Raw genomic sequence first — 13061 nt, forward strand, 5'->3', positions numbered from 1 at the left:
GTTTGGTTTCATTTTTGATACTTATCTATTAAAATTGACAAATCACTCTTAAAATCAAATCTTTATGAAATCAATAACCACTATTTTCTGTGTTTTCTTCACAGCAATTATTCTTCAAGCCCAACAAGTTACTGTAACCGGAATCGTTACAGATGAAACAAATACTCCGCTTACTGGAGTTAATATTTTGATTAAAAACTCAAGTAAAGGAACTCAAACCGATTTTGATGGAGCGTATCAGCTTAAAGCTTCTATTGGTGATGAACTTGAGTTTAATTATGTGGGTTACAAAACAGTTACTAGAAAAGTAAAAAATAATAAAGCAATTAATGTGCAGATGAACCCAGGAGCTGAACTAGAAGAAGTTGTTATGATGTACGACGCAGCAGCTGAAAAAAAAGTGATATTAAGAGGCATGGTCTCTACGTCTCAGCTTAGTCCTCCTCCATACCCAACAAACAATCAGGTTTCTGATAACGAATCATATGCAAAGATTGAAGAAAATATTTTTAAGAGTGTAGTAACCGCTCCCTTATCTACCTTTTCAATTGATGTGGATAAAGCCGGATACAGTAATATACGTAGGATGATTAATAATGGTCAAAAAATTCCGAAGGATGCTGTTAAAATTGAAGAAATGATTAATTACTTTAATTATAATTATCCTCAACCTAATAAAAATGAGCCTTTTTCAATACTAACAGAAGTGGCTAATTCACCTTGGAACTCTGGAACTAAGTTGGTTAAAATTGGTTTAAAAGGAAAAGATATAGCAACAGAACATACACCTGCTAGTAATTTAGTTTTTTTACTGGATGTTTCAGGCTCTATGAATTCAGAAAATAAACTTGGGTTACTTAAATCTGCAATGGGTGTGTTGGTTGATAAACTACGTGAGGAAGATAGAGTAAGTATTGTAGTTTATGCAGGAGCAGCAGGAACTGTTTTAGAACCTACAAGCGGTGCTAATAAAGATAAAATTATGGAAGCTATTGATAAATTAAGAGCAGGAGGATCAACAGCTGGGGGCGAAGGTATCAAACTTGCCTATAAAATTGCTGAAGAAAATTTTATTAAAAATGGTAATAATCGTGTAATTCTAGCCACCGATGGTGATTTTAATGTAGGAGCATCAAGTGATAGAGCCATGGAAGATTTGATTGAAGAAAAGCGTAAAAGTGGAGTGTTTTTAACGTGTCTTGGATTTGGAATGGGTAATTACAAAGATTCCAAAATGGAAACCTTAGCAGATAAAGGGAATGGTAATCACGCTTATATTGATACTATGCAAGAAGCCAAAAAAGTGTTGGGAACCGAGTTCTTCGGAACTATCTATACTATAGCAAAAGACGTAAAGTTACAGGTAGAGTTTAATCCTAAAAAAGTTCAAGCTTATAGATTAATAGGTTATGAAAACCGTCTATTAAATGATGAAGATTTTAATGATGATACTAAAGATGCAGGTGAGTTAGGCAGCGGTCATACCGTTACAGCTCTTTATGAAATAATTCCTGTTGGTGTTGATAGTAAATATTTAAAAGATATTGATGATTTAAAATATACCAACACCACAAATACTTCAAAAAATAGCAACGAACTTTTAACGGTAAAATTTAGATATAAAAACCCTGATGAAGATACAAGTCACTTGATTGTTAAATCACTTAATGATGAAACGCGAAATATTCAAAACACGTCAACAGATTTTCAATTTTCGGCAGCTGTGGCATTATTTGGGCAGCAATTGCGCGATTCAAAATTTATAGAAACTCAAAACCGTGAAAAGGTAATTCAATTGGCCGAAGCCGGAAGAGGCGATGATAATGAAGGTTATAGGGCAGAATTTATAAGATTGGTGAAAAGCTATAAATAAACACTAAAAGAAATATAAAAAAGGAGCGATTAATCGCTCCTTTTCAATGTAAGATAAGCTGTTTGATTGTTTTATACTTGTAAAACCCCCATATTAAATTTCTTTTCAATAGGAGCGTGGTTTGCAGCTTCAATGCCCATACTAATCCATTTACGAGTGTCTAGTGGGTCAATTACGGCATCGGTCCATATTCTGGCAGCTGCATAGTATGGAGAAATCTGCTCGTCATAACTTTTTTTAATTTTATCAAACAATTCTTTTTCTACCTCTGGTGTAATTTCTTTTCCTTGCTTTTTAAGAGAAGCGGTTTCTATTTGTAGTAAAACTTTTGCAGCGCTATTACCACTCATTACAGCTAGTTCAGCGCTTGGCCAAGCTGCAATTAATCTAGGGTCATACGCTTTTCCGCACATGGCGTAATTTCCGGCACCATAGCTATTTCCTACTACTATGGTAAATTTTGGAACCACACTGTTACTTACAGCATTTACCATTTTAGCTCCATCTTTTATAATTCCGCCGTGTTCACTTTTACTTCCTACCATAAAACCGGTTACATCTTGTAAAAATACCAATGGAATTTTTTTCTGATTACAGTTGGCAATAAAGCGTGTAGCTTTATCAGCACTATCACTATAAATCACACCGCCAAACTGCATTTCACTAGGTTTTGTCTTGGCCTTGGTGGTTTTTACTAGTTTACGTTGATTAGCAACAATACCTACGGCCCATCCATCAATACGTGCATAACCGGTTAAGATAGTTTGACCATACCCTTCTTTATATTCTTCAAAGTCGCTATCATCAACCAAACGTTTGATAATCTCGCGCATATCATATTGTTCGGTGCGGGATTTTGGTAAAATTCCGTAAATTTCTTTTGGATCTTCTTTGGGTTTTGCAGCTTTTTCTCGGTTAAAACCGGCTTTATCAAAATCGCCAATTTTAGAAACAATATTTTGAATTGTTTCTAAAGCATCTTTATCATCTTCAGCTTTATAATCTGTAACCCCGCTTACTTCACAGTGAGTTTTGGCGCCACCTAGTTCTTCATTTTCAATACTTTCTCCTATGGCTGCCTTTACCAAATAACTTCCGGCGAGAAAAATACTTCCTGTTTTATTTACAATTAAAGCTTCATCACTCATAATAGGTAAGTAGGCACCACCAGCTACGCAGCTTCCCATCACGGCTGCAATTTGAGTAATACCCATACTACTCATTACAGCATTATTTCTGAAAATTCTTCCGAAGTGTTCTTTATCTGGAAAAATTTCATCTTGCATAGGTAGATACACTCCGGCACTATCTACCAGATAGATAATTGGTAGCTTGTTTTCAATAGATATTTCTTGAGCTCTTAAATTCTTTTTTGCCGTAATAGGAAACCAAGCACCGGCTTTTACTGTGGCGTCATTTGCTACAACAATACATTGCTTGCCTTTAACGTAACCTATTTTTACTACTACACCACCACTTGGGCAACCACCGTGTTCTTCATACATACCATCGCCGGCAAAAGCGCCTATTTCAATACTAGGTTTTTTGTTGTCTAGCAGATAGTCAATTCGCTCTCTGGCTGTCATTTTTCCTTTGGCGTGGTGTTTTTCAATTCGTTTTTGACCGCCTCCTAATTTTACTTTGGTTAGTTTCTTTTTTAAATCTGAAACAGATAACTTATTGTGGTCTTCGTTTTTGTTAAAGGTCATATTCATAATACTCATTCCAATTTTCTCAAAAATACGAAACTATGACATTTTGGTACGGTAAATATCTATTTTATTACCGATATTTGTTTAATTAATGTAACATTCATATCTCCAAAAAAACACTTGATATGAATATTGATAGAGGTATACTATACTATGACAAGAAATAAGAAGGATAAAAATATGATGAATAAGAATACAGTATTAGCTTGGGCTACATTTATAATGATTATAGTGGGATTGGGACTAATTGCCATGGGTGCTTTTAAATATGATGATGTTGCCGGATGGGGGTTTGCATCGGTAGGAATTGGTTTTTTTGCTATTGCTTGGGTTTTTAATGCACTTAAAGGACGAGTATAAAATTGATGAGTCTAGAGATTACAACAAAAACACTTCTTAAAAAACATCTATTGGGTGGTGAAGCTTTTATTCCTATTACTGAAATCATTTCAGAAATACCTTTTCAGAAAGTTGGAGAACGTCCTTTTTCATTGCCTTATTCTTGTTATGAATTGTTGTATCATATTACGTATGCACAAAAGGATATATTGGACTATTGTATTTCAGCAGATTATAAAACTCCCAAGTGGCCAGATGATTATTGGCCCAGTAAAACAGCTCCAGAAAATACGATAGAATGGGAGCAACTTCAGAAAAAATATATAGAAGACAGAAAACAATTAGAACATCTTATTGACGATAAAGAGTTAACAACAGAAGTTTCTTCAGAAAGTAAACATACTTTGCTAAGGGAACTATTGTTGGTGATAGAGCACACAGCGTATCATACTGGTCAACTAGTAGTATTAGCACGTTTGTTAAATCAACATTCAAGCTAATAATTTTAAAAACAGAATAACAACCTAAAATTATAATATATAATGGCAGACGATAAAAAAGTGATTTTCTCAATGTCTGGTGTGACAAAAACTTTTCAAAGTGCACAAACACCAGTACTTAAAAATATTTACCTAAGTTTCTTTTATGGGGCAAAAATTGGAATTTTAGGTCTTAACGGAAGTGGTAAATCTACATTACTGAAGATTATCGCAGGTAAGGACCAAAACTACCAAGGTGACGTTGTTTTTGCTCCCAATTACAGCGTAGGAATGCTTGAGCAAGAGCCAGAACTTGATGAAGACAAAACTGTAATGGAAGTTGTAAAAGAAGGTGTTAAAGAAGTTGTTGATGTTCTAGATGAATACAACAAGATTAATGATATGTTTGGCTTACCAGAAGTTTATGAAAACCCTGATAAAATGCAGGAACTTATGGATAAACAAGCCAAGTTGCAAGATAAAATTGATGCAACCAATGCTTGGGAGCTGGACACCAAACTTGAAATAGCTATGGATGCCCTTCGTACCCCTGAAAAAGATAAGAAAATAAGTGTTCTTTCTGGGGGAGAGCGTCGCAGAGTAGCTTTATGTCGTTTATTATTACAAGAACCTGATGTTTTATTACTAGATGAGCCTACCAACCACTTAGATGCAGAAAGTGTACATTGGCTAGAGCATCACTTAGCACAATATAAAGGTACTGTTATTGCTGTTACTCACGACCGTTATTTCTTAGATAATGTAGCTGGATGGATATTAGAACTAGACCGCGGAGAAGGAATCCCTTGGAAAGGTAACTACTCATCTTGGCTAGATCAAAAATCTAAGCGCATGGCTCAAGAGCAAAAACAAGCTAGTAAACGTCAAAAGACACTAGAACGTGAACTTGAGTGGGTACGTATGGCTCCAAAAGGACGACAGTCTAAACAAAAAGCACGTTTAAATAACTATGATAAGTTATTAAGTCAAGACCAAAATAAGCTAGATGACAAGCTTGAAATTTATATTCCTAATGGGCCTCGATTAGGTACCAATGTGATTGAAGCCAAAGGAGTATCTAAAGCCTTTGGGGATAAGTTATTATATGATGACTTAAACTTTAAACTTCCACAAGCAGGGATTGTAGGTATTATTGGTCCAAACGGTGCTGGTAAAACCACCATATTTAAAATGATTATGGGTGAAATTGAACCTGATAAAGGAACTTTTGAAGTAGGTGATACAGCCAAAATTGCATACGTAGATCAATCACACGCCAATATAGATCCTGAAAAAACCATTTGGCAAAACTTTAGTGATGAACAAGAATTAGTGATGATGGGTGGTAAACAGGTAAATAGTCGTGCCTATTTAAGTAGGTTTAATTTTAGCGGTAGTGAACAGAATAAAAAAGTTTCTAAGTTGTCAGGAGGAGAGCGTAACCGTTTGCATTTGGCGATGACTTTAAAAGAAGAAGGAAACGTTTTATTACTAGATGAGCCTACAAACGATCTTGATGTTAACACATTACGTGCGCTTGAAGAAGGATTAGAAAACTTTGCCGGTTGCGCTGTTGTCATTTCTCACGACCGTTGGTTTTTAGACCGTATTTGTACTCACATTCTTGCTTTTGAAGGAAATAGTGAAGTTTATTTCTTTGAAGGAGGGTTTAGTGACTATGAAGAAAATAAGAAAAAACGTTTAGGAGGCGATGTAATGCCTAAACGAATTAAATATAAAAAACTTATTCGATAAGAATGCGTAAAACCATAGCCTTTATAATACTTGCCGTAAGTTTATATGCTTGCGGCAGTAAAAAAAATATAACTGAAATACGTCTTGGTACCGAAAAGACTATTGCATATCAAAGTTTAGGAAATGGAGTTGCTGCTATTTCACTTACGCTTTATAAAAACAACACATTTAAACTAAATTTTAAAAGCATTCCCCAACCTGAAACCAATGAAAAACCCGTGAAGCATTCTGAAATAGGAACTTATATTGGTGAAGGAGATTGGAAAACACTTCAGTTCGTAACTAATGATTTTGATGCTTACGCCCTTTTTGATCCACAATACAGCAATCCAGACGAAATTAAAGTACTTAATGAAAATACAGTAAAAATTAATACAGCAAAACAAACACTAAATATTTGGGGTGTCTTGTGTGAAAGGGAGTAAGCGATACTTATTTTTACTTCAACTGTAATTTAGATAGTAATTTTGTGTATAGTATATAGAAGTACTTATTCACCGCGTAATATCCTTTTCCATCTTTTTGATTTTTGCTAATTCGTCAACTAATTTATCTAAATATCGAACCTATTTCGTTAACGGATTATCAATTTCCTCTATTCTATAACCATAAATAACACTGTTATCTGTGTAGCGTTTGGGTTTAATGTTGCTTTGTCAAAAAATATCTTAAAAGTCGCTTTCTCATCAATCAATTCTTGCAGATCATTGTTGTAAAACCCGTTAGCCATTTTATTAATTGATGTAGCTCCTCTTTGGTTCTATTTTTATTTTACACTTTTGTTATGTAGTGTGGATATACCGATGTAAATGTCAATTTTGCCATTCGGTCAGAATGTTCGGTTGTAGTTTTCATATTATTTCAATCTTATTAATTCTCCTTTTCTTTTTACAATATTTTATAGTCCAATGGTATTTCTTTAGATTTCTGTAACCATCTTTTTAAATCAGTTAAATCTATTTGGTCTATAGCAGTATACCGAATAGAGGCGTCCTTAAAACTTATCTTTGCTGGGTTTTAGGTTTTCTTCTTCAAAATTTGCCCCGCTCCAGAACTTTAAGCGTATACAGTTCTTTAACTTGCTGTATCCTGCAATAGGGTTGCCTTCTATAAACCAGATAAGGTGAGCGTGCCATATTTTGCTTTCAGTTTCAGATAATTCGCTACTAATTGTTATTGCAAGCTAATCGCAAATTTCTTTGTCAGTAACTGTTTGTTTGTTGTTATAGGCTTGAATTTCAAGATTCATATCTACCTTGTTTATCTATGGTTTTAGCACGTTTGGGTTTTGGATAAATGTATGAACTTATTCAGTTTGGTACTGATGTTGATAATTTCGATTGTATTCTGGCGTAGTTAAACCCAGAGTAATCAATGATGTACATTGTTCTTTGGCGCTTTTATTTACGTTTAATTTTTCAACGGAAATGTGATTCCAACAGCCAACGCTCCAACAAATTGTTCAACAGATAGCTGAAAATAATACTCAAACCCTAAATTTACGTTATTATTCTTTCCTAATTCCACTCCAAAGGAAAAGGGAATATGGTAAATAATTCCTCCTTTATTGATGCTATCGAACGCTGTTAATTTATTAAATTTTCTAATTGAAGTTCCTATTCCAATTTCAACATGAAGTGCTACCCAAGGAATTGGAGCCCCTAACTCTTGCTTTTCCGCCAAGCAACAAGGCTTTTGATTCCGCTATTTCATCAGTTAGATTGTCATTTAAGTCTTTTCCACCTGAGCTTGTTAAAATAAAATCTACATAAGGTCTAAACTCAACCCAGAAATGACCTTAAGCACTAACTCTACTTGTGAAAAAAAAAACTATCATTTACAAAACATCATTGCTATGATACGGTGCACTCAACCCATACCCAATTTGAGAATTGATTTATTTTTCCTTAATAAATTGTGCGTTGGTTATATTTGAAGTTAGTAAAACGACTAATATTATCAGGGGTTTCTCATAGTGTGTTATAGTGGTCTTGTATAAAAATTGTAGGGCTTAAAAAAATAATTTTTATTCATTTGAAGATAATCCTTATTAGAATTAAGTTTAATCTTTTATAAATTTTGTAAAATACTTTTTCTTTACATTAAGCCCTACAATATAGTAGATGCCTTTTGTTAAGTGACTTATATCTAATGTTTGAGTTGCATCCACAACTTTATTATAAATCCTTTGCCCAGCTACATTATAAATTATAATATTATTAACACTCAGTTTGTCACTCCAAGAAATATAATTAGAACTAGGGTTGGGGTATATATAAAAAGAGTCGGTGTCCTTTAATAATCCAATTTCTTCTATAGATAACTCAAATGAATTTATAAAATATTTAACTGTATTTATAAAATAATAACTTGAAATAACATCTAGTTTATCGTCATTATTCAAGTCCCCTAAAGTAGCTTCTTTACTCAAACTTAATGCATCTCCCAAACTTTCTATTAATGCTTGGTCTTCGAAACCATTTCCTTGATTATTTAAATAATAAAAAACTTTTTCATTATCTTCGGAATAATCATAAGATGTACAAACAATATCTTGATAGCCATCGTTGTTAATATCACCCATTACAATTGATTGTGCACTTTGGGAATCAATTGTAATTTGAGGTCCAAAATTAGCATTGTTATTCTTAATAAAATAAATGATAGGATTATTTCTGTCTGCAGAAACTATGTCTAGGTCTCCATCATTATCTATATCAGATAACTCTATTGGGTTGGTTTCAATTTCTGATTCAATTAAATGATGAGTAAAAAATCCTAAGCCATCATTCTCTAACCATTGGATCATAGAATATTCAGTAGAACTTGTAACTATATCTATGTCTCCGTCATTATCTATGTCTCCTGTTTTAAAATGATAGGGTTCAAAACCATACTCAGAGATCTCGATGGGGGTGGGAGTTTGAAAGTCAAAACCTCCATTGTTCATTATTTTAATTAAATGGGGTTCATCTTGAATAAAAGATATTAATATGTCAAGATTATTATCATTATTCAGATCTGATACTTCTATTTCTCTTGATATATCTGAAAGGGCAACACTGAATATGGGTGTAAATGTTTCATCCCCATTATTTTTATAAACTTTAAAAGAAGAATCCTCGATTGCAGCAATGTCAATAAGGTCATCATTATTAAAATCTTTTAATTCAATATCATATACAAAGCTATTTTCAATTGAATTACTGATTACTATTTGAGAAGAAAAAGTAGAATCTCCTAGATTTTTATTCCATAGTAAAGAACCATAAGCCGATACAATGTCATTATAACCGTCGTTATTTAAATCGGCTACTTTCACTGTGTTTACTGCTTTAAAATAAAAGTTTAATATCGTTTCTTTATATACATTATTAGTAGTGTTTAAATTAAAAAGTGAAAGTTTCTGTTTTGAAGATTCATTATTTACATATGATGATGCAACAATATCTATAGAGTTATTATTGTCAAAATCTTCAAGTATAAATGCTTTAGGGTTATACACACTTGTAGTAATTTGATTGATATTGGAAAAAGATCCGTTGTTGTTTTTATACCATCCTATTATTGAATTATAATAAGTTGAAACAACGATATCTAAAACCCCATCACTATCAACATCTTTAACTTTTAATTGCTGAGGATCTGCTAGTGAATCATCAATAGTAATGGGGGATGAAAAAGAAATCCCATTTTCATTGAGACTATATTTTAAATTATCGCTAGAATTGGATGTAAAAACAATATCATAAAAAGAATCACTATTTATATCTATAAAACTAAATCCTTTTCCGTTACCCGCTAATCCAGTAATAAATTCTGGGGAATCAAAGTTTAATCCATCTAAATTTTTAACCCATTTTATAATACCATTATCGTCTCCAGAAATAATATCTAAAAAACCATTGTTGTCTAAATCAAATAAATCTATTTTCCTAATTTCATTATCTGAGTTAAAAATTACCTCTGGATTTGTAAACGTACCATCCCCATTATTTTTAAATATACTTACATTATTATTAGAATATGAACCTATAATGATATCATTATCGCCATCATTGTCAATATCATCAGATATAAGTGATTCGGGCCTATCTATATTTTTTGATAACTCTATTTCGGAACTAAAATTATAATCACCTAAGTTTCTAAACCAAGATACCTTATTATCCAAATCACTAATTATTATTATATCGTTTAAACCATCTGAATCTAAGTCTTTGGAATAAACATCAATTTTATATATACTAGATGTACCCTCATAAATTATTATTCGTTGCTCTTGCTGTAAACTCCCATTTATATTTTTATAAAATAATATTTTATTATCATTTATAGAGCCAACGATTAACTCTTTAAAACCATCATTATTTAGGTCAGAGGCAAATAATGATGTTATGTCACTTGAATAATGTGTTAAATCTATTAGAGTATTTCCTTCTTCATAATTAGTTTGGGAATAAATAAATGAAAAGTTTAAAATGAACAAAGTGAATAGTAATTTTATTGAATTTTTAGGTAGTAATGTATTCATAAATTTTTTTTAATATAGTGTGTTTTGAAATTAGGCAACATAAAATAAAAATAATGCTTGAACTTAAAGTTCTTACACGATTTACCCATTTTTTCCTTGTTAATTAGCGTTTATTTTCGGTTTTGCACAGACGTTAGCAATTCTTAGTGGGGATTGGATATTGACAAATCTGCTGTAAGTATGTTTATACCTTATTCTACTTTTGTTTTTTATTTTAAAATTATTTTTTTTATAGCTGTGCCCTTGTCAGTAGTAATTTTTGCCAAATAAATTCCTTTCGAGTGCTGGCTCAGATCTATTTCTTTTTTATTAGTTGTTTTTAAAAGCACACCATTAATATTATAAATTTCAATATTTTCAACAGTATTACTCTTAACCCTAAATATATCTGCTGTTGGATTAGGGTATACGACAATATCATCATCTGAAAATGTTTCCTTGGATAATAGTTCGGTATCTGTCATTTCCGCGAATAGTCCATCCCCTCTATCATGAGTTATAATGTTTTGCCCATCGTTATAAGTGAAATTATCGTCAATTCTACCTGCATACGTAAGTTTACCATCAAAATAGGATATACTATTTCTAAAATAACTAGCGGTGAATTCCGAAATCCATTTTACTTGTTGAAAGACATCAAGTTTAACAATAAATCCAGTGTCGGAAGAAATCGTGACTGTTGCAGGAGCTATCCCTATAACGGCACCAGTATCAGTCCATCCTGAAAGATAGGCCTCATTAAATTCATTAAATGAAATCGAAAATATCCTCACTCCGTCTGTAGATGGATGTTCATGCTCAGTAATTACAGAACCATTACTATTATAAAAGCCAACTAATCCCACCCCGCTATTTTTATATCCGCAAATCCCAATAACGCCTTCAGAGCTAATGTCTAAAGAAGTGCCATAAGTAGCAAAATTGGACGGAAGCTCTAAAATTTGTTTTACCCAATTTTGAGTTCCTTCAGTATCATAGGATAATAATATTATTCCTTCATCATCATTACTGTTATAGGCAGGTGAGAGCTCTCCATCATAGTATACGGGTCCGTTACTACGACCCAAAACAATAATCTCATTTGTTTGAGGGTGTATCTCAATATCTCTACCTCCGGCAAATGTATTATGTGGTGTGCCGCCTGCACGTTTTGCCCAAATAATGGTACCGTCTGCTTGATATTTAGCAATAAGCATGTCTTGTGTACTACCTGTAGATGGGTTAGTAAGTGTTATTGTTCCTCCCAATCTAACGGATCTTCTAAAATTGCCAACTATGTAAAGATTTCCATCAGAATCGGTGGTTATTCCTTGAAATGAATTGTTATCTCCCGTTGGGGTAGTGCCGGATTCATGCCAGATGTATTCACCATCTGAATTTACTTTGATAATGACACCTTCACCGCCGCCCTGACCGGAAGCTTCCACACCGCTTAAGAGTTGCCCATCATACATAAAGTTTTGGCCAACTGATTGAATTGCAAGGTAAACGTCACCAAATGGATCTATGTGAATGTCTAAAGCATCATCGAAATAGTTTATATCATCTCCCCCAATTTTTTTCAGCCAAACTAAATTTTTATCAGAATCAAGCTTGGCGAAAAATGCATCACTACGACCATTTGTATAATATTCAATGCCTTCATATACAAAAGGGTTTCCAGTGGAATGTCCAATAAAATATGTTTCTCCTAGGCTATTTTTTATTGCTTTTACTCCATATTCATGTTCACCACCCGTTATACTATTTGCCCAATCGAATTCTTGCGAGTGCAATCCGAAAACTTGGAACATGGTTAATAGATAGAGAATTTTTTTGATTCGCATAATATTTCATTTTTAATTTTCTCAGCTAGTTGCCTAACTAGTTTACAACAACACCGTTTCCATTTTCATTAAACCTATATAGCATGATATGAGCTGTATCAACTAAAAAAAAGTGTTCTTACTGTATTTATTAAAAGGGGAGTGCTGTCTCAAATATACTTAAAAAACGCAATTCACAAAACCGTATACTTTGTCTCGAAGCCCTTGCTTTAATTCAACCTTTATTTTTAAAGCATCAAAAGAGTCAGATTTTATTCCTACCAGTCCATATTTGGTTTCACTTTTTTCAATAAGGGTTTCATTGATGTTGTGCTCTAAAAACTCTGTTTTAAATTTCTTATTTGCAGACACGGCTGCAATCATGTTTCCGCAGGCAAGGCTAGGTTCAATTACCAAACCTATTGGGGTAGAACTTGTATCGGCATCTGAACTTGATGTGTAAAAGTTTAAAGGAGTTAATAATAGATAAAACAAATAAGAAGCTGGGCTTTGCTTTAAGGATTTAAATACCCTATCGTTTTCCATAACCACTATTTCCTTTCC

The 13061-nt window shown here is 33.0% G+C and carries 10 protein-coding genes and 2 pseudogenes; 5 read left to right on the forward strand and 7 right to left on the reverse strand.

Annotated features, from left to right (window positions below; genetic code table 11):
• The first annotated feature begins 64 nt into the window (after positions 1-64).
• The gene (locus INR76_RS08885) at positions 65-1873 is read left to right on the forward strand and encodes a VWA domain-containing protein (protein ID WP_223107549.1); all 1809 of its coding nucleotides are present in this window, start codon (positions 65-67) and stop codon (positions 1871-1873) included.
• A gap of 71 nt (positions 1874-1944) precedes the next feature.
• Here the strand turns inward: INR76_RS08885 and INR76_RS08890 are convergent, their stop codons facing one another.
• Entirely contained in the window at positions 1945-3588 is a 1644-nt protein-coding gene (locus tag INR76_RS08890) for an acyl-CoA carboxylase subunit beta (RefSeq protein WP_223107550.1), read from the reverse strand.
• A 180-nt stretch (positions 3589-3768) separates the two neighbouring features.
• Between INR76_RS08890 and INR76_RS08895 the strand changes: the two genes are divergently transcribed.
• Genes INR76_RS08895 through INR76_RS08910 form a run of 4 tightly spaced genes read left to right on the forward strand, consistent with a single transcriptional unit; the run spans position 3769 to position 6583 of the window.
• Positions 3769-3945: a CAL67264 family membrane protein gene (locus INR76_RS08895; protein WP_255592892.1), complete on the forward strand. Its 177-nt coding sequence runs from the start codon at positions 3769-3771 to the stop codon at positions 3943-3945.
• Between the two features lie 5 nt (positions 3946-3950).
• Positions 3951-4424 carry a DinB family protein gene (locus INR76_RS08900; protein ID WP_223107551.1) on the forward strand — a complete coding sequence of 158 codons (474 nt, stop codon included), beginning with the start codon at positions 3951-3953 and terminating at the stop codon, positions 4422-4424.
• A 42-nt stretch (positions 4425-4466) separates the two neighbouring features.
• The gene (gene ettA, locus INR76_RS08905; RefSeq protein ID WP_223107552.1) at positions 4467-6158 is read left to right on the forward strand and encodes an energy-dependent translational throttle protein EttA; all 1692 of its coding nucleotides are present in this window, start codon (positions 4467-4469) and stop codon (positions 6156-6158) included.
• Between the two features lie 2 nt (positions 6159-6160).
• Positions 6161-6583: a hypothetical protein gene (locus tag INR76_RS08910; RefSeq protein WP_223107553.1), complete on the forward strand. Its 423-nt coding sequence runs from the start codon at positions 6161-6163 to the stop codon at positions 6581-6583.
• Positions 6584-6652: 69 nt separating this feature from the next.
• Here INR76_RS08910 and INR76_RS14035 read toward each other — a convergent pair.
• The 6 genes and pseudogenes from INR76_RS14035 to INR76_RS13950 all read right to left on the reverse strand — a co-directional run.
• Positions 6653-6724: pseudogene (locus INR76_RS14035) on the reverse strand (DUF2200 family protein); the annotation flags it as partial.
• Positions 6725-6727: 3 nt separating this feature from the next.
• A pseudogene (locus tag INR76_RS08920) lies at positions 6728-7013 on the reverse strand (DUF2200 family protein); the annotation flags it as partial.
• Between the two features lie 555 nt (positions 7014-7568).
• Positions 7569-7841: a hypothetical protein gene (locus INR76_RS08925; protein ID WP_223107554.1), complete on the reverse strand. Its 273-nt coding sequence runs from the start codon at positions 7839-7841 to the stop codon at positions 7569-7571.
• A gap of 379 nt (positions 7842-8220) precedes the next feature.
• On the reverse strand, positions 8221-10692 hold the full coding sequence (locus INR76_RS08930; RefSeq protein WP_223107555.1) for a T9SS type A sorting domain-containing protein: 2472 nt from the start codon (positions 10690-10692) through the stop codon (positions 8221-8223).
• Positions 10693-10901: 209 nt separating this feature from the next.
• Positions 10902-12518: a T9SS type A sorting domain-containing protein gene (locus INR76_RS08935; protein WP_223107556.1), complete on the reverse strand. Its 1617-nt coding sequence runs from the start codon at positions 12516-12518 to the stop codon at positions 10902-10904.
• A 159-nt stretch (positions 12519-12677) separates the two neighbouring features.
• The gene (locus tag INR76_RS13950; protein WP_255592559.1) at positions 12678-13043 is read right to left on the reverse strand and encodes a hypothetical protein; all 366 of its coding nucleotides are present in this window, start codon (positions 13041-13043) and stop codon (positions 12678-12680) included.
• Between the last annotated feature and the right edge of the window lie 18 nt (positions 13044-13061).

This window comes from Marixanthomonas sp. SCSIO 43207 (assembly GCF_019904255.1).
In the GTDB taxonomy this organism is placed as follows: domain Bacteria; phylum Bacteroidota; class Bacteroidia; order Flavobacteriales; family Flavobacteriaceae; genus Marixanthomonas.

Excerpts from the sequence above, each read along its gene's own strand:
- INR76_RS08885 (WP_223107549.1), top strand. The coding sequence starts at position 65 with ATGAAATCAATAACCACTATTTTCTGTGTTTTCTTCACAGCAATTATT.
- INR76_RS08890 (WP_223107550.1), bottom strand. The coding sequence starts at position 3,588 with ATGAATATGACCTTTAACAAAAACGAAGACCACAATAAGTTATCTGTT.
- INR76_RS08895 (WP_255592892.1), top strand. The coding sequence starts at position 3,769 with ATGAATAAGAATACAGTATTAGCTTGGGCTACATTTATAATGATTATA.
- INR76_RS08900 (WP_223107551.1), top strand. The coding sequence starts at position 3,951 with ATGAGTCTAGAGATTACAACAAAAACACTTCTTAAAAAACATCTATTG.
- ettA (WP_223107552.1), top strand. The coding sequence starts at position 4,467 with ATGGCAGACGATAAAAAAGTGATTTTCTCAATGTCTGGTGTGACAAAA.
- INR76_RS08910 (WP_223107553.1), top strand. The coding sequence starts at position 6,161 with ATGCGTAAAACCATAGCCTTTATAATACTTGCCGTAAGTTTATATGCT.
- INR76_RS08930 (WP_223107555.1), bottom strand. The coding sequence starts at position 10,692 with ATGAATACATTACTACCTAAAAATTCAATAAAATTACTATTCACTTTG.
- INR76_RS08935 (WP_223107556.1), bottom strand. The coding sequence starts at position 12,518 with ATGCGAATCAAAAAAATTCTCTATCTATTAACCATGTTCCAAGTTTTC.
- INR76_RS13950 (WP_255592559.1), bottom strand. The coding sequence starts at position 13,043 with ATGGAAAACGATAGGGTATTTAAATCCTTAAAGCAAAGCCCAGCTTCT.